Genomic DNA, 22,319 nt, shown 5'->3' with positions numbered 1-22,319 from the left:
ACCGTCCCACCGAACCCACGCACCGGCGTGGCGCCGCACCCACCCCTGACGGAGAACATCTTGAACGCACAGCAGCTTCTGCCGGAACCCGATGACCGGGCCGACGTCGAAGGCCGGATCGCCGTCGTCGGCATGGCGGGCCGGTTCCCGAAAGCCGATTCCGTCGACGCGCTCTGGGAGCTGCTGGCGGCGGGCACCGAGGCGGTCAGCCGGTTCTCCGCCGAGGAGCTGCGCGCCGACGGCGTCGCCGAGTCCGAGTACACCCACCCGCGTTACGTGCCGGCGAAGGGCGTCCTCGACGACGTCGCCGGCTTCGACTCGACGCTGTTCGGCTACGGCGCCCTGGAAGCCTCCGTCATCGACCCCCAGCAGCGCGTCTTCCTGGAGACCGCCTGGGCCGCCCTGGAGGACGCCGGGTGCGACCCCGACCGGGCCGCCGGCCCTATCGGGGTGTACGCGGGTTCGCTGCTGAGCACGTACCTCATCCACAACCTGCTGCCCCGCACCGATCTGCGGGAGAAGCTGGGCGTGCCGTTGCTGTTCCAGGGCAACCAGCCCGACCAGTTGGCGGCCCGGGCCGCGTACAAGCTCAATCTGCGCGGTCCGGCGGTGAGCGTGCAGACCGCGTGCTCCACCTCGCTGGTCGCGGTGCACCTCGCCGTGCAGAGCCTGCTCTCCCAGGAGTGCGACATGGCGCTCGCGGGCGGCGTGACGGTCACCGTGCCGCACCGCTCCGGCTACCTGCCGGTGGAGGGCGGCATCGAGTCGGCCGACGGCCACTGCAAGCCGTACGGCGCGAACGCGGCCGGCACGGTCTTCGGCAACGGCGCGGGCGTCGTCGTCCTCAAGCGGCTGGCCGACGCGCTGGCCGACGGGGACCGCGTGCACGCCGTGATCCTCGGTTCGGCCGTGAACAACGACGGCGCCGACAAGGCCGGTTACACGGCGCCGAGCGTGAGCGGGCAGAGCGCCGTGATCCGCGAGGCCCTGTCCGTCGCGGACGTGGCCCCGCGCAGCATCGGGTACGTCGAGGGCCACGGCACGGCCACGCCCATCGGGGACCCCATCGAGGTCGAGGCCCTGACGGCCGCCTACCGGGCGGCCGACGACCGGCCGGACGCCGCGCCCGGGGCCTGGTGTGGACTCGGTTCGGTGAAGTCGAACCTGGGCCACCTGGACACCGCGGCCGGGATCACCGGCTTCATCAAGGCCGTCCAGGCGCTGCGCCACGGCCGGATCCCGGCCAGCCTGCACGTCGACGCCGCGGAGCCCGGCGTCGGGCTGTCCGGCAGTCCGTTCTTCGTGCCCACCGACCTCACCGACTGGCCGGTCACCGACGGTCCGCGGCGGGCCGCCGTCAGCGCCTTCGGGATCGGCGGCACCAACGCCCACGTCATCCTGGAGCAGGCGCCCGCGACCGCCGACGCCCCGGCCGGGGCGTCACCGGCCGGGGCGCCGGTCGACGTACCGGTCGCGCTGCCGCTGTCGGCGCGCACCTCCACCGCGCTCGACAGCGTCGCCGGCCGGCTCGCCGACCACCTCGCCGCGCACCCCGAACTCGCCCTCGCCGACGTCGCGCGCACCCTGCGCGACGGCCGGCGCCGGCTCTCGCACCGCCGGGTCGTCCTCGCCCGTGACACCGCCGGGGCCGTCGCCGCCCTGCGCGGCGGCGACCGCCGCGACCGCGTGGGCGCCCGCACCGGGCGCGACGACGCGCCCGTGGCCTTCCTGCTGCCGGGACAGGCCGCCCTCGTGCCGGGCACCGCCGACGGCCTGCACCGCGCGCACCCGGTGTTCCGCGAGGCGCTCGACGAGTGCGCGCGGATCCTGCGCCCGCACCTCGGCGCCGACCTGACAGAGCTGCTGCGGGACGGTGACGCGGATCAACTGCGCCGCACCTCGATCGTGCAGCCCGCCGTGGTCGCCCTCGGGTACGCCCTGTCCCGGCTGTGGACGCACTGGGGTGTCCGCCCGACCGCGCTGCTCGGTCACAGCCTCGGCGAGTTCACCGCCGCGCTGCTCTCGGGGGTCGTCGCGCTCCCGGACGCGCTCGCGCTGGCCGCGACCCGGGGCCGGTTGATGGAGGAGATGCCGCCGGGCGCCATGCTCGCGCTGCCCCTGGGCGAGGCGGAGGCGGCGGGGATCGCCGCCGCGCACGGACTGGACCTCGCCGCCGTCAACGGCCCGGCAGCCACCGTCCTGTCCGGGACGCATGACGCCGTCGAGCGGGCCGCCGCCGCGCTCGCCGAGCGGGACGTGCGCGCGCTGCGCCTGCCCGTCGACCGGGCGTTCCACGGCGCCCCGTGCGGGCCGGCCGCCGCCCGGTTCGCCGAGGAGCTGGCCGCCGTGCCGCTGCACGCCCCGGGCATCCCCTTCCTCTCCGGGGTCACCGGCGACTGGATCACCGCGGAGCAGGCCGGCGACCCGGCCTACTGGGCCCGGCAGATGCTCTCCCCCGTGCGGTTCCACGACGGCCTGGGCCGGCTCCTCGCCCTGGACGAGGACCTGGTGCTGGTGGAGAACGGCCCCGGCAGCGTGCTCACCGACCTGGTCCGCTCCGCGGGCGCGGGCCCCGCCGAGGACGCCGCCGCGGCTCGGACCGGTGCCCCTCGTCTCGCGCCGGCGCCGCTGCCCTCGCGGGGGCGCCGCTCGGCCGACGACGAGCCGGCGAGCGCGGTCCTCTCCCTCGCCGGGCTGTGGGCCCACGGCGCCCCCGTCGTCTGGGAGCCCGTCGGCGCCGACGCGCGCCTCGCGGGCCTGCCCGGCTACCCCTTCGAGCGGCTGCCGCACTGGATCGAGCCCGGCCCGGCCGCCCCGGCCGCGAGCGCCGCGTCCCCGGCCACCGCCCCGGCCGGGGCGTCGGAGGCCGACGCGGTGCACGCCCGTATCGTGTGGCGTCCGCTCGGCCCCGGGGTCGAGGTGCCGGCGGACCCGTTCGCGCGCCGCCAGACCTGGCTGGTCCTGTGCGACGCCGAGGGCGCCACGCAGCCGGTGATCGACCTGATCACGGCGCGGGGACAGATCGTCACCGTCGTGCGGCCCGGCCCCGAGTACCGTCGGGTGCGCCGCGGCGTGTACGAGATCGACCCGGGCGACCCGAGCCAGTACGCGAAACTGCTGGCCGACCTGCGCGGGCTGGTCCGCACCCCCACCGCGATCGTCCACGGCTGGGGCCTCGCGCCCGCCGCCGACGACGGGACGCAGGGGTACTTCGGCCTGGTCCGGCTAGCCCGCGCCATGACCGAGGCGAGCGTCGTCAACGACGTGCGCCTCGGGGTCCTCACGGCCGGCGCGTTCCGCGTCCTCGACGGCGAGCGCCCCGACCCCGCGGCGGCCCTGCTCAGCGGCCCGGTGCAGGTGCTGCCCGAGGAGTACGCCAACCTCCGGTGCGCCCAGGTGGACCTCGCCCCGGGCGCCCGGCTCGACGCCGAGTCGGCCCTCGACGTGCTCCGGGCGGTCGTCGCCGCCCCGGCCCGGCTGCTCGCGCTGCGCGGCGCCGACCTGCTCACCCGCGCCGTCGAGCCCACCCGGCCCGTCGCCCCCGCGTCGTCCGCCGGGTCCGCGCCCGGCGCGGTCTGGGTCGTCACCGGCGGCTTCGGCGGCATCGGTCGCACGCTGGCCGGCCATCTGGCCCGTACGGCCGGAGCGCGTATCGCCCTGTTGGGCCGGCACCCGGTCACCGACGAGGACGAGGGGCCCGCCGCGGAGTTCGTCGGGGACCTGCGGGCGCGGGGCACCGAGGTGCTCTGCCTGCGGGCGGACGTCGCGGACGCGCACTCCCTCGCCGAGGCGCTGGACCGCGTGCGCGAGACCTTCGGCGGCATCGACGGCGTCGTGCACGCGGCCGGCGTCCCCGGCGGCGGTTCCGTGGAACTGCGCGACGACGACGAGGCCCGCGCGGTGTTCGCCCCCAAGACCGCGGGCATCCGCAACCTGCTCGCCGCCCTGCGGCCGGGCGAGGCGGGCACGCTGCTGCTCTGCTCCTCGCTGGCCACCCTCGTGCCCACCTACGGGCAGGCCGACTACGCGGCGGCCAACGGCTACCTCGCGGCGGCCGGCGAGGCCGAGGACGCGCGCGGCGAACGTCGCGTCATCACGGTGAACTGGGACATGTGGGCCTCGGTCGGCATGGCGAGCGACGCCGAGGTCCCGGCCGACCTGCGCGCCCTCCAGGAGCGCATGCTCGCGGGCGCCCTCACCCCCGCCCAGGGGACGCGGGCGTTCGCCGCGCTGCTCGAAGGCCCCGGCGGACAGGGCGTGGTGGCCCGCGCGGGCGCGGAGGTCACGGACGACGGAACGCTGCGGCTGACCGCCGAACCGACCGCCGCCCGCCCCTCGACCACCCTGCTGCCGCGCCCGGAGCTGGCCACCGCCTACACCGCGCCGGGCACGCCGACCGAGGAGCGCCTCGCCGAGATCTACGGCGAGATGCTCGGCATCGACCGGGTGGGCATCCACGACGACTTCCTGGACCTCGGCGGTCATTCGCTGCTCGCCGCGCAGGTCGTGGCGCGGTTGCGTGCCGAGTTCGGGGTGGACGTGCCCGCCCGGGCGTTCTTCGAGGGCGGCCGTGTGGCCGATCTCGCCGTGGACATCGAAGACCGTATTCTCGCCGACCTGGAGAACCAGTGACCGACTCAGCAGGCCGCCCCCCGGCGGACGCCGGACGCGCGGAGCGCCTGGCCCGGCTCACTCCGGAACAGCGCGCCAGGTTCGAGGCACGTACCCGGGGGAACGCCACCGCGCCGACCGCGCCGGTCGCCGTGCCGGTGACACCGCGGCGGGACGCGGATGTCCCCGCGCCGCTCTCCTTCGGCCAGGAACGACTGTGGTTCCTCGATCAACTCACTCCGGGGCTAGGAGTGTTCAACGAGTACGTGGCGCTGCGGCTGACCGGTCCGCTGGACCGGGCGGCGCTGGACGCGGCGCTGAAGGGCCTCGTGGTCCGACACGAGGCGCTGCGCACCGTCGTCGACCCCTCGGGCGAGCGGCCGGTACAGCGGGTGCTGGACCCGGCGCCGGTCTCGGGTCCGGGGTCGGAGCCGGTACTCACGGTGGTGGACCTCGATCCCGGTGCGGCCGACGGAATCGACGCCGCCGAGCGGGAGTTCGCCGAGCGGGAGGCCCGCCGGCCCTTCGACCTGGAGGGCGAGCGGCTCTTCCGGGCCGTGCTGATCCGCTCCGCGCCGGACCGCGCCCTGCTGGTCGTGGTCAACCACCACATGGTGGGCGACGCCTGGTCGCGCGCCGTCCTGGTGGAGGAGTTGTGCGCGGGCTACCGCGCGTTCCGTGACGGCCTGCCCGGCGGCGCCGGCGGCCCGCGGGGCGGGCGCGAGCCGCTGCCCGTCCAGTACGGCGACTGGGCCGCGCGGCAGCGCGTCGAGCTCACCGACGAGGCGCTGGCGCGGCCGCTCGACTACTGGCGCGAGCGGCTCGCCGACGCCCCTCCGCTGCTCTCCCTGGCCGGCGATCGTCCGCGCCCCGCCACCCCCTCGCACCGCGGCGGTCGGGTGCACCTCACCCTGGACCGGGAGCTGACGGAGGGCATCGAGGAGGCCGCCCGGCAGGCTCGGGCCACGCCCTTCATGGTGACGCTCGCCGCCTGGCAGGCGGTGCTGATGCGGCACTCCGGACAGCAGGACGTGGTCGTCGGCGTGCCGACGGCCGGTCGGGACCGTCCGGAACTGGGTGGCATGGTCGGCATGTTCATCAACACCCTGGTGATGCGCACCGACCTGGCCGGGGACCCCACGTTCGGTGAGCTCGTCGGCCGGGCGCGGGAGACCGCGCTGGGCGCCCTCGCCCACGCCGAGGTGCCCTTCGAGCGTCTGGTCCGCGATCTCAGCCCGGATCGCGATCTGAGCCACGCGCCGCTCTACCAGGTGCAGTTCGGCTACCGGAACGTGCCCGCTCCCGCGATCTCGCTGCCCGACGTGGCCGTCGAACTCGTCGACCTCGACAACGGGCTGTGCCGCACCGACCTCAGTCTCGAACTCGCCCGCTCGGGAGAGGTCACCACCGGGGTCTGCGAGTTCAGCGCCGACCTGTTCGACGCGGACACCGTGCGGTCCTGGACCGAGACCCTGGAACGCGTCCTGCGGCGCGGTACGGCCGACCCGTCGCTGCCGCTCTCCGAGCTGCTGGCGCTCACTCCCGCCGAGGAGGCGCTGTCGGCGCTCGCCGGCGACGGCGGACCGCTGCCCGCGGACGCCGAGGACGTGCTCGTGTCCCTCGCCCGCGCCGTGCGCGAACGGCCGCACGCACCGGCCCTGTTGTCGGGTTCGGACCCCGACGGGCCGGCGCTCGCCTACGGCGCGCTCGACGCGCGGATCGAGGAGATCCGGGCCCGGCTGCTGGCCGCGGGCGTCCGTCCCGGGGACCGGGTCGGCGTCTGTCTGCGGCGCGGCGCCGATCTCGTCGCCGCGCTGTTCGCCGTGCTCCGGGCCGGGGCCGCGTACCTGCCGCTCGACCCCGGCTATCCGGCGGAGCGGATCCGCTTCGTCCTGGAGGACGCCTCCCCCTCGGCCGTGCTGGTGCACGCCGGGACCCGGGACGCCGTGCCCTCCGGGGCGCCGCTGCTCGACCTCGACGCGGCCGACACGGACACGGTGCCGTCCGCGCCCGCCGCCGACGGCGGGTCGCACGACCCCGAGGCCCCCGCGTACGTCATCCACACGTCGGGTTCCACCGGCAGGCCCAAGGGCGTGGTGGTGCTCCGGCGCAACCTCACGGCGTTCCTCGCCGCGATGGACCGGATCGTCACGGGCCGGGACGACGCGCGGGGCGCGAGCGGGGCGGACGCCGAGCCGATCACCTGGCTCGCCGTCACCAGCGTCTCCTTCGACATCTCCGTGCTGGAACTGCTGTGGACGATCAGCCGCGGTCACCGGGTGGTCGTGAGCCCCGACGCGGGGACCTCCACCGGCGTCGCGCGCCGGGCCGCCGAGCCCGCGCCGACCACGGCCGCGCCCGTCGTCGTACCGGAGTTCAGCCTCTTCTACTTCTCCAGCGACTCCGAGGCGCACGCCCCGGGGCCGGCCCAGTACCGGCTCCTCATGGAGGGCGCCCGGTTCGCCGACACGCACGGCTTCAGCTCCGTGTGGCTGCCGGAGCGGCACTTCCACGCGTTCGGCGGGTCCTATCCCGCGCCGTCTGTGCTGGCCGCCGCCCTGGCGCAGAGCACCGAACGGATCGGGATCCGGGCCGGCAGCGTGGTGCTGCCGCTGCACCATCCCGTCCGGGTCGCGGAGGAGTGGTCGGTCGTCGACAACCTGTCCGGGGGCCGGGTCGGTCTGTCCTTCGCCTCCGGCTGGCACGTGGACGACTTCGTCCTCGCCAAGGACGCGTACGAGGACCGGCAGAAGCTCATGGTCGAGGGCATCGACGAGGTGCGCAGGCTGTGGCGCGGCGACCGGGTCGCCTTCGAGGGGCCCTCGGGCCGCAGCGTGGACGTGGCGGTCATGCCGCGCCCGGTCCAGCCCGAACTTCCCTTCTGGCTCACCTCGTCCGGCAATCCCGAGACCTGCCGCAAGGCCGGGGAGATCGGCGCGCGGCTGCTCACGCACCTGCTCGGCCAGAGCGTCGAGGAGCTGACCGAGCGGATCGCGATCTACCGCGAGGCCTGGCGGAGCGCCGGTCACGCGGGTGAGCCGCACGTGACGCTGATGCTGCACACGTTCATCGGGGACGACGCGGAGGACGTGCGGGCGCACGCCCGGCAGCCGTTCCGCGACTACCTGCGGTCCTCCGTCGGGCTGATCGAGAAGATGGCGGCCACCCTCGGCATCGACGTCCGCGCCGACGACTTCAGCGCGGACGACCAGGAGGCCCTGCTCGACCACGCGGCGGCCCGCTACCTCACGGACGGCTCCTTCATCGGAACCGTCGAGGATCGGCTGCCCCTCCTGGGGCGGCTCGCGGGCGCGGGCGTCGACGAGGTCGCCTGCCTCGTCGACTTCGGTGTCGACCCCGACGCGGCGCTCCGCGCGCTCACCGGCCTGGCCGCGCTGCGTTCGCGGGCGCTGAACCGGTCCGAACCGGAGGCCCGCGCGACGGAGTCCGGGGAACCGGACGCGGAGGAGGTCCCGTTGACCTCGCTGATCCGCGCCCACGGCGTGACGCACCTCCAGTGCACCCCGTCGCTGGCGCGCGTCCTGCTGGACGAACCGGACGCGGCGGCGCTCGGCGGGCTGCGCCGACTCCTGCTCGGCGGGGAGGCCCTGGACGCGGACCTCGCGCGCCGGCTGCACGAGCACCTCACCGGCTCGCTGCTGAACATGTACGGGCCGACCGAGACCACCGTGTGGTCCACCAGTGACACCGTGGACCCGGTGTCGGGCGCCGTCACCATCGGCCGCCCCGTCGCGGGGACGACCGTACGGGTCCTGGACGACCACGGCCGCCGCACGCCCGTCGGCGTGCCCGGCGAGCTGTACATCGGCGGCGCGGGCGTGACCGCGGGCTACCTCGGGCGCCCGGAACTCACCGCCGAGCGCTTCGTGCCGGAGCCCGCCGCGGCGTCCCGCCCCGACGGCGCCGGATCGGCCGAGGCCCGCCTGTACCGCACGGGTGACGTCGTCCGGGTGCGGCCCGACGGCCGGTTGGAGTACCTGGCCCGCAACGACGACCAGCTCAAGATCCGCGGTTTCCGGATCGAGGCCGGCGAGGTCGAGGCCGCGCTGACCGCCGTGCCCGGCGTCCGCCAGAGCGTGGTGACCGCGCACGGGCTCGGCACCGCCCGGGCGTCCCTGATCGGGTACGTGGTGCCCGATTCCCCGGACTCCCCTCCGGCCGCCGCCGACCTGCGTGCCGCGCTGGCCGCCCGGTTGCCCGGCTTCCTCGTGCCCTCGCGGTTCGTCGTGCTGGACGCGCTGCCGTTGACGAGCAACGGCAAGGTGGACCGGGGAGCGCTGCCGGCGCCCGACACGGACCGCGCCGTCGGCGGCGCGTACGTCGCGCCCTCCACCCCCACCGAGGAGCGGATCGCGGCGATCTGGCAGCAGGCCCTCGGCGTCGAACGGGTGGGCGTCCACGACGACTTCTTCGAACTGGGCGGCCACTCGCTGCTCGCCACCCAGGTCGTCGCCGGGATCAGGCGCGCGTTCTCGACCCGGCTCCCGCTGCGCACGCTGTTCGAGGCGCCGACCGTCTCGGCCCTGGCCCGCGGCGTGGACGCGCGGGCGGACGGCGCCGCCGACCCCGGCGACGACACGGAGCGGTCGGAGCGACCGGCGGCGCTGCTGCCGGACCCGGCGACCCGGCACGAACCGTTCCCCCTCACCGAGGTGCAGCGCGCCTATTGGATCGGCCGCAGCGGCGCCGTCGGCGGAGACGTGTCCTGCCACCTGTTCGTCGAACTCGACGTCGACGACGTGGACCTGGACCGTCTGGAAGGCGCCTGGCGGTCCCTCGTCCGACGCCACGACGCCCTGCGCCTGGTCGTCGACACGGACGGCACCCAGCGCATCCTCCCCGAGGTGCCCGACTACCGCATCGAGCGCGCCGACCTGCGCGCGCTGCCGGCCGCCGAGCGCGAGACCCGGTTGCGGGCGATCCGCGACACGATGTCCCACCACGTGCTGCCCGCCGAGACCTGGCCGCTGTTCCAGATCCGGGCGAGCCACACCGACGGGGGCGCGGCCCGGCTGCACTTCAGCATCGACACGCTCATCGCGGACGGCGGCAGCGTCCAGATCCTGCTGCGCGAGCTGCTCGCCGTCTACCGGGGCGAACTCGTCCCGCACGCGATGGAGTTGTCCTTCCGCGACTACGTCATGGCCGAGCAGGCCCGACGCACGGGGCCCGGGCACGAGCGTGACCTCGCCTACTGGCGCGAGCGGCTGGACACCCTGCCGCCGGCGCCGCCGCTGCCGCTCGTCAAGCAGCTCGGGGAACTGGCCGAGACCCGGTTCCGGCGGCGCGAGGCGCACCTCCCGGCCGAGCTGTGGTCCCGGCTGAAGGCGCGGGCCGCCGCCGCCCGGATCACCCCGTCGGCGCTCGCCCTGGCCGCGTACGCCACCGTGCTCGGCACCTGGTCGTCCAGCGACCGCTTCACCCTCAACCTGACCCTCTTCAACCGGGTCGGCGACCATCCCGAACTGAACACGCTGGTCGGCGACTTCACCGCGCTCAGCCTGTTGGAGGTGGACCGCGCGACCAGCGGCTCCTTCGAGGAGCGGGCCCGCGCCGTGCAGGAGCGGCTCTGGGAGGACCTGGACCACCAGCTCGTCAGCGGCGTGCGCGTGGCCGGCGAACTGGCCCGCCGGCGCGGGGTGGCCGCGGCGGCCATGCCCGTCGTGTTCACCAGCGAACTCGGCGCGGCCGACGCGGGCGGCACCCCGCCGGCCGGGCTCGGGGCCCGGGTCGCGCACACCATCACCCAGACCCCGCAGGTCTGGCTCGACCACCAGATCAGCGAGGACGAGGGCCGGCTGCGGCTCACCTGGGACGCGGTGGAGGCGCTGTTCGCGCCGGGGACGCTGGACGACATGTTCGGCGCGTACACCGGCCTGCTGACCGCGCTCGCGACGGACGCCGACGCCTGGGGCGACCCGCACCGCGAGGTGCTCCCCGACGACCAGGTCGCCCGGTACCGGGAGCTGAACGCCACCGACGGGCCGCTCCCGGACGGGCTGCTGCACGAGCCGTTCCTCGACCGGGCCCGCCGCTCGCCCGGCCGTACCGCCGTGATCGCCGCGAACGGCACCCTCACCTACGGCGGGTTGGAGGAGGCCTCCCGGGCCGTCGCCCACGCCCTTCGCGCGGCCGGGGTCCGCCCCGGCGACCTGGTCGGCGTCCTCGCGGACCGGGGCTGGGAGCAGATCGCCTCGGCCATCGGCGTGCTCCGGATCGGGGCGGCCTACCTCCCGCTGGACGACGGTCTGCCGGCGGCCCGCATCGCCGGTTCGCTGCGGCACGCGGGCGCCTCGGCCCTGCTCGTGCCCCCGGCCGCGTCCGTCCACGAGCGCGTCCCGGACGGCGTCGCCGTCGTCCGCTTCGACGAGGCCCTCGCGTCCGCCGGCCGCGACGCGGCGCTCGAACCGGTGGCGACGGATCCCCGCGACCTCGCGTACGTGATCTACACCTCGGGTTCGACCGGGGACCCCAAGGGCGTGATGACCGATCACCGGGGCGCCCTGAACACCGTCGTCGACATCAACGAGCGCTTCGGGGTGACCTCCGAGGACCGGCTGTTCGGGCTGTCCTCGCTCGGCTTCGACCTGTCCGTGTACGACCTCTTCGGCACGTTCGCCGCCGGCGCCACCCTGGTGCTGGCGGGACCCGGGGAGGACCGCGACCCGGTGCGCTGGAACCGGCTCGTCGGCGAGCACGGCGTCACCGTCTGGAACTCCGTGCCCGCGCTCATGGAGATGCTGCTCGCCCACACGGCGGGCAACGGCGCGGCCACCGCCGAGAGCCTGCGCCTGGTCATGCTCAGCGGGGACTGGATCCCGGTGGGCATGCCCGACCAGGTCCGGGAGGTCGCCCCGAAGGCGCGGGTCGTCAGTCTCGGCGGCGCCACCGAGGCGTCCATCTGGTCGGTGCTGCATCCGGTCGGCGACGTCGACCCGGACCGGTCGAGCATCCCGTACGGGCGGCCGATGCGAAACCAGACCATGTACGTCCTGGACGAGGCGTTCCGGCTGCGTCCGACCGGACTGCCCGGCGCGCTGTTCATCGGCGGCGTGGGTCTGGCCGCGGGCTACCGCAACGCACCGGAACTGACCGCGCGGGCCTTCCCCACGCACCCCGTGACCGGGGAGCGGCTCTACCGCACGGGCGACCTGGCCCGTCTGCTGCCCGACGGCGACCTGGAGTTCCTCGGCCGGCAGGACTCGCAGGTGAAGGTGCGCGGCATGCGCATCGAACTGGGCGAGATCGAGGCGGCCCTCGTGCGCACCGAGGGGGTGCGCGAGGCCGCGGCGCTGGTCGAGGGCCACGGCACGGCCGCCCGCCTCGCGGCCTACGTGGTCCTCGACGCGGCGCGCCCGGTCGCCGACCCGGCGGCGCGGCCGTCGGACACGGCGGTCGGGGCGGGCGTGGAGCCGGGCGCTTCGGGTGTCTTCGGCGCCGAGCAGGCCCGGCTGCTGGAGCGGCGGTTGAGCCAGCCCGGCCGTCGCGCCGACCTCGCGGGGCGTGAGATCCTCCCGTTCGTCCTGCCCGCCGACACGCTCGCCCTGCGGGCGTCGGCCGCCGGTCGGGGCGCGGCCACGTCCTTCGGCGCCGGCCCCGTGCCCGCGGCCGACGTGTACGCGCTGCTGACGGCGCTCGCCCGGCAGGACGACGACGGTGTGCCCCGGTACGCCTTCGGCTCGGCGGGCGGGCTGTACCCCGTGCAGACCTACCTCGCGGTGGCGCCGGGCGGGGTCACCGGGATCCCGGCGGGCGTGTACTACCTCGACCCCGCCGGTCCGGCCCTGGTCTCGCTGGACGCGGGTCCGGACGCCGGTCGGGCGCTGGACCCGGCGCTGTTCTCCGAGGCCAACCGGGCGCTCGTGGCGGGCGCCGGGTTCGGGATCTTCCTCGTCGCCCGCGACCGCGCGGTGACACCCGTGTACGGCGAGCTGTCCGGCGGGTTCTGCCTGTTGGAGGCCGGTGCGATGGCGCAGGTGCTGCGTCAGCGGGCCGCCGACTGTCGTCTCGGGCTCTGTCCGATCGGTGCCGTGCACGCGGAGCCGCTGCGCGCGCTGTTGCGGTTGGAGGAGGACCAGAGCGTGCTGCACACCCTGGTGGGCGGCCCGCCCTCGGGCGCCCCGGCCTCGGGGCCGGCGGACGACGCGCGGGACTGGGCACTGACGCTGCGCGCCGAACTGGCCGCGCGGCTGCCCGGGTACATGGTGCCGCAGCGGGTCGGTGTGATCGACGCGCTGCCGCTGTCGGCGAACGGGAAGGTGGACCGCAAGGCGCTGGCCGCGCGGGCGGTCTCACCGGCGGCGACCCCGCCGGAGGTGGCCGCACCGGTCGCGGCCGAGGTCGCCCCTGTCGAGCGGGCCGTGCTGGTGGCGCGTCCGACGGGCAGCACCATCGACCGGCTCATCGCGTTGTGGCAGGAGGTTCTGGAGGGGCAGGAGTTGGGCATCGACACGAACTTCTTCGAGTCGGGCGCCACCTCCATCCACCTCGTCCGCGTCCAGCGCCGGGTCACCGAGGAGTTCGGCCGGGAGGTGTCGGTGGTCGAGATGTTCGACCGGCCGACGATCCGCCACCTCGCCGACCTGCTCGACCGACCGGAGGCCGACCCGGCACCGGTGGTGCGTCCCGCGACGCGTCCGGCCGATCCGGAGGCCGCCACCGAACCGCCCACCGTCACCGGCAGCACCACCGGCACCACTGGCACTACCGGCACCACCGCCGACGAGTCGGTCACCGACCGCAGGCAGCACCACGAGAGGCGCCGCGCCGCCCGCCGGCGAGGCGGCTCCGGCACCTCGCCGGCCAACTGAGACCGACCGGCACCTCGCCGGTCGGTCCGATCCGCGGCCGAGAACGCCCGAAGGAGAAGACACCGCATGACCATTCAGGACACCAGGGAACCGGGATCCGCCGATTCGGCGGACCTGCCGGACGCGATCGCCGTCATCGGCCTCGCCTGCCGGTTCCCCGGCGCACGCGACGCCGACGCCTTCTGGGCGAACCTCGTGGACGGCCGGGAGAGCGTCGGCTTCCGCACACCCGGGGAACTCGCGGCCCTCGGGGTCCCGGCCGAGCGCCTGGCCGACCCCAGGTTCGTTCCGGCGGGCGGTGTCCTGGACGGCATCGACGAGTTCGACGCCGAGTACTTCGGGATCCCGCCCCGCGAGGCGGCGCTCATGGACCCGCAGCACCGGCTGTTCCTCCAGTGCGCGGTGACCGCGCTGGAGGACGCCGGCCTGCGGGCCGAGGGCTTCGACGGTTCGATCGGCGTGTACGCGTCGGCGGGCTTCAACTCCTACCTCACGCACCATCTGTTGCCCCACGCCGGGGAACTGGGCGACCGCGCGGACGTCCAGTGGCTCGCCTCCGGCGACAAGGACTACCTGGCCACCCAGACCTCGTACCGGCTCGGGCTGACCGGACCGAGCATGAGCGTGCAGAGCGCCTGCTCCTCCGCGCTGGTCGCCGTGCACCTGGCGAGCGAGGCGCTGCTCAGCGGCGAGTGCGACGTGGCCCTGGCCGGCGCGGTGTCGGCGGGGGTGGCGCAGGGGCACGGCTACCTGCACTCCGAGGGCGGCATCCTGTCGGCCGACGGACACTGCAGGCCCTTCGACGAGGCCGCCACCGGCACCGTGTTCGGCAGCGGTGTGGGCACGGTCGTCCTCAAGCGGCTCGCCGACGCGGTGGCCGACGGCGACACGGTGCGGGCGCTGCTGCTGGGCTCCGCCGTGAACAACGACGGTTCCCGCAAGGTCGGGTTCACCGCGCCCGGCATGGACGGTCAGGTCCGGGTGATCTCGGCCGCGCAGGCGGTCGCCGGGGTCACCGCCGACGAGGTCTCCTACGTGGAGGCGCACGGCACCGCCACCGCGCTCGGCGACCGCATCGAACTGGCCGCCCTGGCCAAGGTCTTCGGAGCCGACCCCGACGCGGAGCGGGTGCTCGGCGCGGTCAAGTCGAACGTGGGGCACCTGGACACCTGCGCGGGCATGGCCGGATTGATCAAGACCGTGCTCTGTCTGCACCACCGCACCCTCGTCCCCACCGCCCACTTCGAGCGGCCGACCGACGGCCTGGCCGAGACGGGGTTCCGCGTCCTGACGGCGGCCGAGGACTGGTCCCGTCCGGACGGGACACGGATCGCGGGCGTCAGCTCCTTCGGGATCGGCGGCACCAACGCGCACGTGATCCTCCAGGACCCGCCGCCGCTGCCGCGCACCGCCCGGCCCGCGCCGCAGGCCACCGGGTGGGAGGTGCTCCCGCTGTCCGCGCGCACGCCCGAGGCCCTGGAGCGCGCCGCCGCCCGGCTGGACGACGCGCTCGCCGCGCCCGACGCGCCGGACCTGTCCGACGCCGCGCACACCCTCCAGATCGGGCGCACCGCCCACGCCTGGCGCGCCGCTGTCCCCGTGCCGCGCCGCGGCTCCGCCGGACCGATCGCCGCGGTCCGGCCCGTCCGGGCCGCCGACCGCGAGCCGGACGTCGTCCTGCTGTACCCCGGCCAGGGCGCCGGGGCGCCCGGCCTGGCCGCCGAGGCGTACGAGACGGAACCCGCCTTCCGCGAGGCCCTGGACCGTGCGCTGGAGGCCCTGGAGCCCTGGACGGGGGCGACGCCCCGGGCGCTGCTGCTGGACCCCGCGCACCCGGACCTCTTCGATCGCACCGAGGTGGCGCAGCCGGCGCTCTTCGCCGTCGAGTACGCGCTGACCGCGTGGTGGACGGCCGTGGGGATCCGCCCTGTCGCGCTGGTCGGGCACAGCGTCGGGGAGTTCGCCGCGGCGTGCGCCGCCGGGGTGTTCACGCTCCGGGACGCGGCCCGGCTGGTCGCCGAACGCGGGCGGCTGATGGCGGGCATGGCCCCGGGCGCCATGCTCGCGGTACCGCTCCCCGAACGGGAGACACGGGCGCACCTGGACCGGCTCGGCCGGGAACTCGGTCCCGAGTCGGGGCCGTTGCCGGAGATCGCCGCCGTCAACGCGCCCGACCGCTGTGTGGTGGCGGGTGATCCGGGCGCGGTGGACCGCTTCGCCGCGCTGCTGGCGGACCAGGGGGTGACGGGCCGCCCGCTCGGGGTCCGGCACGCCTTCCACAGCCGGCACGTGGACCCTCTGGTGGAGGAGTTCACGAAGCTGGTGGCCTCGGTGCCCGCCCAGGCGCCGGCCGTCACCGTGGTGTCGACCCTGACGGGGCGCGCCCTGACACCGCAGGAGGCCCGGTCGCCCGAGTACTGGGCGCGGCAGATGCGGCGGACCGTGCGGTTCGCGGACGCGCTCGCCGCCCTGCCGGAGGGAGCCGTGCTCGTCGAGGCGGGCCCCGGGCAGGCCCTGTCGGGGTTCGCCCGACGGAGCCCGGGGGCCGAGCGGCCCGTCCTGCCGTCCCTGTACGCCCCGGACCCCGGCGCGGCGCGGGGCGCCGACCGCGCTCCGGCCCGGTTGACGGCCGTCGCCGGGCTGTGGGAGCGAGGGGTGCCCGTCGACTGGCCCGCCCTCGGGGAGCGGGCGGGACGACGGCGCGTGCCGCTGCCCGGCTACCCGTTCGAGCCGGCCCGGCACTGGTTCACGCCGACGGCTGCCCCTCGCGGCGACCGGTCCCTTCCCGGGGCGTCGGAGCCCGCGGGCACCGCTTCCGCCGGGGGCGTCGACGGCTCCGCGTCCGGGGGTTCGGTCGACGAGTGGCTCCGCGTGCCGTCCTGGTCGCAGGCGGCGCCGCCCGCCGCCGACCCGCACGGCGCTCCCGGGACGGTCCTGCTCCTGGCCGACGAGGCCGGGTTGGCCGACCGGATCGCCGCGCGGCTCGTCCGGGCGGGCGCCGAGGTCCACACCGTACGGGCCCTCCCCCGCAACCCCGCCGCCCCGGTCCGCGCCGGCGGCGCCACCCCCGGGCGGTTCGTCGACCCCGAGGACCCCGGTGCCTTCACCGCGCTGGTCGGTGAGCTGGCCGGCCGGGGCCACGTGATCGACACGGTCGTCTCCTGCTGGGCGGTCGACTCCCCCGACGCGGAGCACGCCGACCCCGACGAGGTGGCGCGGGGCGCCCTGCTCGCCCTCACGGTGCCCGCCGAGCTGGCGCAGGCCCTCAGCGGCGCCTTCCCCGGCCGACCGGTACGGATGCTGCTGGTCAGCGACGGGGCCCACGGTGTGCAGGGCCGTACTCCCCGCTCCCCGCAGGTCGCCACGGCCATGGGTGCCGTACGCGCGCTGCCCGGCGAACTGCCCGGGTTCACCCTGGGCGCCCTCGATCTCGACTGCGCGCCCCACGACGCCCCGGCGCTGGAACGCGCCGCCGACGCGGTCCTCGTCGAGCTGCGCGCGGCGGGGCCGGCGGCGCCGCTGACCGCCGTCCGGGGGCGGGCTCGTCTCGTGCCCGGCTGGGAACGGCCCGCGCTGCTCCCCGGGGACGAGGCGTCGGCTTCGCCCGTCACGGCCCTTCCGGGCGGCAGTTGGCTGGTCACCGGCGGTCTCGGCGGCATCGGCCTGGCCGTCGCCGGGCGCCTCGCCCGGGACGGCGGGCGCACGCTGCTGCTGATGGGCCGACGCCCGGTGCCGGACGGTCCGGGCTGGACCACGATCCGCCCCGCGGGCGCCGCGCCGGCCGCCGACTGCCCGCCGGAGCAGGCCCGGGCCCTGGCCGAACTGACCGGGCACGGGGCGGCCGTCTGCCTCGTGCAGTGCGATGTCACCGATGCCGGGGAACTGGAGTCCGCCCTCGGGCGGATCCGCGCCGCGCACGGCCCGATCGCCGGGATCGTGCACGCGGCGGGCCTGCCCGGGGGCGGCACGATGGCGTTGCGGACCCGGCGGGAGGTGGCCGGGGTGCTGGCCCCCAAGGTGCGCGGGACCCTGCTGCTGCACCGGTTGACGGCCGACGACCGCCCGGCCGTCGTGCTGTGTTCCTCGGTCCTGTCGGTCACCGACGCCGCCGGGCAGGCCGACTACAGCGGCGCGAACGCCTTCCTCGACAGCTACGCGCACACCGACGACACCCTCGTGTCCATCGGCTGGGACCGCTGGTCGCAGACCGGGATGGCGTTGCGCCACGCCCTCGGGAACACCCCGGACGAGGCGGGCGAGCCACTGGATCACCCGCTGTTCGAGGCCCGTCACACCGGCGGGGACGGTTGGACCGCGCTGAGGCTGCGCACCGGCCCGGACACCGACTGGCTGTCCGCGGAACACCGGCTGTCGGACGAGCCCGTGTTGCCGGGCACGGCGCTCCTCGACCTCGTCGTCGCGGCGCACGCCCTGGTGGCGGGTCCGGGGGCGGTCGAGCTGGACGCCGTGTTCACCCGGCCGCTGTGGCTTCCGGAGGCCGACCCGGCGGTGGTGACCGTACGACTGCGTCCCGCGGCGGGGGGCGGGCTCGACTGGGAGGTGTGCTCGTCCGCGTCCGCCCGCCCGCACGGCCAGGGCCGGATCGCCGCGTACGACGGCCCCGCCCCCGAGCCGGCGGTCCCCGACGGGGCGGCCCTCGAAGCCGAGGTCACGGCCGGTGCGGTCCGGCGCCCGGACGCCCCGACCGGAGACGGCATCCCGACCGGCGCCGTGGGACTGGCCACCGGACCCCGCTGGGACTGCCTCGACGGGATCCGGCGGGGCGACGCGGAGGCGGTGCTGACGCTGCGCCTGCCCGAGGCGTTCCACGGCGACCTCGCGGCGCATCCGCTGCACCCCGCGCTGCTGGACGTGGCGACGGGCGCCGCGGCCGGCGTGTCGGGGCGTCATCTGCCGGTCGCCTACCGGCGCATGATCGTCCACCGGGAGCTCGGCGCGGCGCTGCGCGCCCACGTGGTGATGCGGTCCGGCGACCCCGTCGCCGACGACACCCTGGTCGCGGACGTGTTCCTCACCGCGCCGGACGGTTCCCCGCTGGTGACGGTCGAGGGGTTCGTGCTGCGCGCGGTCACCGCGCCCGCCGGCGCGGACCGCCCGGGTGCGCCCGGCCGGCCGGCGGACACCGACGGCATTCCCACCGGGCGGGGTCTGCTGGCCCTCGAACGGATCCTCGGCAACCGCCACCTGCCGCACGTACTGGTGAGCCCGCGCGCCGGCCGGACGCACCCGCTGCCCGGCACGGCCGCCGGACCGGCGGTCGGCACGGCGGCCGCCCCCCGCACCGACGCCCCGGCCGACGCGGCGCGGCCCGTGGACCCCGACGACGTCGGGCAGCGGATCGCCGGGGTGTGGTCCCGGATGCTGGGCGTGCCCCGGATCGGCGCCGACGACAGCGTCTTCGAGCTGGGCGCGGACTCCCTGACCATCGTGCAGATCACCGCCGAACTCCAGCGCATCGGCCTGGCCGTGGCACCGAGCGACCTGTTCGCCCACCCGACGGCGGGCGGCCTCGCCGCCCACCTCCGCGACGCGGCCGAGGCCGCGTCCGGGGGACGCGCGGTGTCCGGGACACCCGGGGCCGGCCGGTCGGCCCCCGCCGTCGACACACCGTCCCGCACGGACACCGGCGCCTTCCCGGACGCCGATCTCAGCACCGAGGACCTGGCAGAGGTCATGAACCTGTTCGGGTTCGGAGAGGACAAGCAATGAACAACATCGAGGACATCTACCCGCTCTCGCCCGCCCAGGAGGGCATGCTCTTCCACAGCACGACCTCTCCGGAGCACGGCCTCTACGTGGAGCTCACCACCTTCCGCGTCAGCGGGGACCTCGACGTCGAAGGCCTCACGGCGGCCTGGCAGGCCGCCGCCGCCCGACATCCCGTCCTGCGCACCGCCTTCGTCCACGAGCGGATCAGCGCACCGCGCCAGGTGGTCCTGCCGACCGCCGAGGTGCCCGTCGACTTCCGTGACCTGTCGCACCTCGACGGGGCCGCGCGGGACACGGAGATCGCGGGCGAGCTGGACCGCAGGCGCCGCGAGCCCTTCGATCTGACCCGACCCCCGCTGATGCGGCTGCTCGTCCTGCGCCTCCCGGACGAGCACCTCCTCGTGTGGACCTACCACCACCTGCTGCTCGACGGTTGGTCGGCCGCCCTGCTGATGGCGGAGGTCACCGCGACGCTCGGCGGCGCGGACCCGGGTCGCCCGGCGCCGCCGCCGTTCCGCGACCACATCGCCTGGCTGCGCGACCAGGACGCCGACCGGGACCGGGAGTTCTGGACCGGGCACCTCGCCGGGTACCGGGAGCCGGCCACCCTCACGCTCCCCGGGACCCGGCCCGGGGCCCGCCCGTCCGGCGACTACCGCAGGGTCTCCACGACCCTGCCGGCCGGGACCACCGACCGGCTGCGGGCCCTCGCGGCGTCCCGTTCGACCACGCTCGGCAGTGTGGTGGAGGCCGCCTGGGCCGGGACCCTGGCCCGGTACAGCGGCAAGCAGGACGTGGTGTTCGGCGTCACCGTCTCCGGCCGCCCCGCCGGCCTGGAGCGGGCCGGCGAGATGATCGGCATGTTCATCAACACCGTCGCGACGCGCGCCCGGATCGATCCGGAACTGCCCGCGGACGCCTGGCTTTCGCGGTACGCGCAGGCCCGACACCCCATCCTGGAGCACCAGCACACCCCGCTGACCGACGTCCAGCGGTGGGCCGGACTCCAGCCGGGCGTCGCGCTCTTCGACTCCGTGGTCGTGTTCGAGAACTACCCGGACGAGTCACGGGCCGCGCTCTCCGGCGGCGCGGTCATCACCGACGTCCGCTACGAGACCCGCACGAACTACGCGGTGACCCTCGTCGTGCGGACCGGTGAGGAGACCCACCTTCAGGCGATCGTGGACTCGGCCCGCTTCGACGAGGGTGAGGCCGAGGCCCTCCTCGCCCACGTCGCGGCCGTCCTCACCCGGTTCGCCGACCGCCCGCAGACGCCCGTGGGCGAACTCCTCGCCGTCCCCGAGCCGGTCCGCGCACTCCAGCTCGACCGCTGGAACGGCACCGACATCGACCGGACCCCGCCGCGCGCGTTCCTGGCCGACCTGATCGGCGCGGCCGTCCGCGACCGCCCCGACCACCCGGCCGTGGTCGCCGGATCGACCACGTACGACTACCGTGCGCTGGACGCGCGGGCCACGGCGCTGGCCCTGCGGCTGGTCGACCTCGGGGTGCGCGCCGGCGACCGGGTGGCGGTCTGCCTCGGCCGCGGCGCCGACCTGGTCACCGCGCTGCTCGGCGTCGCGCGGGCGGGCGCCGCCTTCGTGCCGCTCGACCCCTCGCACCCGGCGGACCGGATCGCGTACGTACTGAAGGACGCGGCCCCCACGCTGGTGCTCACCGACGGCACGCCGCTGCCCGGGCCGGATTCCTGGAACGGCGCCGTGCTCGACCTGTCCCGGGAGACGCTCGCGCACGGCGCCGGCGAGGACGGCACCCGACCCGACCCGACGGCCCTGCCCGACGCGGACCCGGACGGACTCGCCTACCTCATCTACACCTCGGGCTCCACCGGCAACCCCAAGGGCGTCGCGGTCGGCCACCGGGCGCTCGCGAACCTCGTGGACAGTCTCGCGTTCCGGCACCCCGGTCTCACCGCCGAGGACCGTTTCCTGGCCCTCACCACGCTGACCTTCGACACCTCGCTGGCCGAGCTGCTCGTACCGCTGGCCGTCGGCGCGACCGTCCACGTCGGCCACCGCTCGCTGGGGCTGAGCGGCACCGAACTGGACCGGTACGTCGAGCGGCACGGCATCACGGCCCTCCAGGCGACCCCCTCCCGGTACCGTGCGCTGCTCGACTCCGGTTGGCAGGGCGTGGACCGGCCGCGGCTCTACAGCTGCGGCGAGGCGTTCCCGCCGGACCTGACGGCCCCGTTGACCGAGCGCGGGTCGAGCGTGTGGAACATGTACGGGCCCACCGAGACCACCGTCTACTCCAGCGTGGAGGAGATCCGCAAGGACACCGTGCGGGTCACCGTGGGGCGTCCCCTGTCCAACACCGTGCTGCGCGTGCTCGACCCGGCCGACGGGCTGCTGCCGATCGGCTGCGTGGGCGAGCTGTGCATCGGTGGCGACGGGGTCGCCGAGGGCTACTGGAACCTGCCCGAACTCACCGCGGAGCGCTTCGTCGGCGACCCGTTCACCGGGGGGCGGACCCGGATGTTCCGCACCGGCGACCACGCCCGGGTGCTGCCCGACGGGCGGGTGGAGGTCCTCGGCCGGATCGACCGGCAGCTGAAGCTGCGCGGGTACCGGATCGAGCCGAGCGAGATCGAGGCGGTGCTCCTGGACCTGACCGAGGTCGCGGGGGCCGCCGTGGCCGTGCGGGACGGCCGACTGGTCGCGTGGACCGTGCCGGCGGACCGCTCCGCCGTGCTCGAACCTTCCTGGTTGGCGGGTGAGTTGCGACGCCGGCTGCCGTCGTACATGATTCCGGAAACCTTCGTGGGGCTGGCCGAGCTGCCGATGACGCCGGCGGGCAAGACGGACCTCCTCGCGTTGCGGGCGCCGCTGCCCGCGCCGGAGGGGACGCCCGACGCCCCCGCGCCGGAGGTCGCCGGCACGGCGGAGGCACGGGGGCGGGAGGAGCTGATCGCGAAGCTGTTCCGGGACGTGCTCTCCCTGCCCGAGGTCGGGCTCGACGACGACTTCTTCGAACTCGGCGGCGACTCGCTGCGGGCGATGCGGCTGGCGTCCAAGCTCCAGGCCGAACTCGGCGCCGAGTTGGACATCGAGCTGTTCTTCGACGCCTCCACGGTCCGGGAACTGACGGCCGCCCTCGCCGAGGCCCTCCCCGAATCCGGCTGAC

General features: G+C 75.9%; 4 protein-coding genes. All 4 read left to right on the top strand.

Annotated features, from left to right (window positions below; translation table 11 throughout):
• Positions 1 to 60: 60 nt before the first annotated feature.
• The gene (locus OHA84_RS30425) at positions 61 to 4,632 is read left to right on the top strand and encodes a type I polyketide synthase (RefSeq protein WP_266968779.1); all 4,572 of its coding nucleotides are present in this window, start codon (positions 61 to 63) and stop codon (positions 4,630 to 4,632) included.
• The gene (locus tag OHA84_RS30420) at positions 4,629 to 13,442 is read left to right on the top strand and encodes a non-ribosomal peptide synthetase (protein WP_266968781.1); all 8,814 of its coding nucleotides are present in this window, start codon (positions 4,629 to 4,631) and stop codon (positions 13,440 to 13,442) included. Before OHA84_RS30425 ends, OHA84_RS30420 begins: the two co-directional genes overlap by 4 nt.
• Positions 13,443 to 13,508: 66 nt before the next feature.
• Positions 13,509 to 19,172: a type I polyketide synthase gene (locus OHA84_RS30415; RefSeq protein ID WP_266968783.1), complete on the top strand. Its 5,664-nt coding sequence runs from the start codon at positions 13,509 to 13,511 to the stop codon at positions 19,170 to 19,172.
• A complete protein-coding gene (locus OHA84_RS30410; RefSeq protein WP_266952358.1) occupies positions 19,169 to 22,318 on the top strand; it encodes an amino acid adenylation domain-containing protein in 3,150 nt (1,049 codons plus the stop codon). The genes OHA84_RS30415 and OHA84_RS30410 overlap by 4 nt, the downstream gene beginning before the upstream one ends.
• The last annotated feature ends 1 nt before the right edge of the window (position 22,319 follow it).

This window comes from Streptomyces sp. NBC_00513 (assembly GCF_041431415.1).
Taxonomy (GTDB): domain Bacteria; phylum Actinomycetota; class Actinomycetes; order Streptomycetales; family Streptomycetaceae; genus Streptomyces.
This window is presented reverse-complemented; position numbering and strand designations above follow the sequence as displayed.

Bases quoted from the DNA above. Each gene is read 5' to 3' on its own strand.
- OHA84_RS30415 (WP_266968783.1), top strand. From the start codon at position 13,509: ATGACCATTCAGGACACCAGGGAACCGGGATCCGCCGATTCGGCGGAC.
- OHA84_RS30410 (WP_266952358.1), top strand. From the start codon at position 19,169: ATGAACAACATCGAGGACATCTACCCGCTCTCGCCCGCCCAGGAGGGC.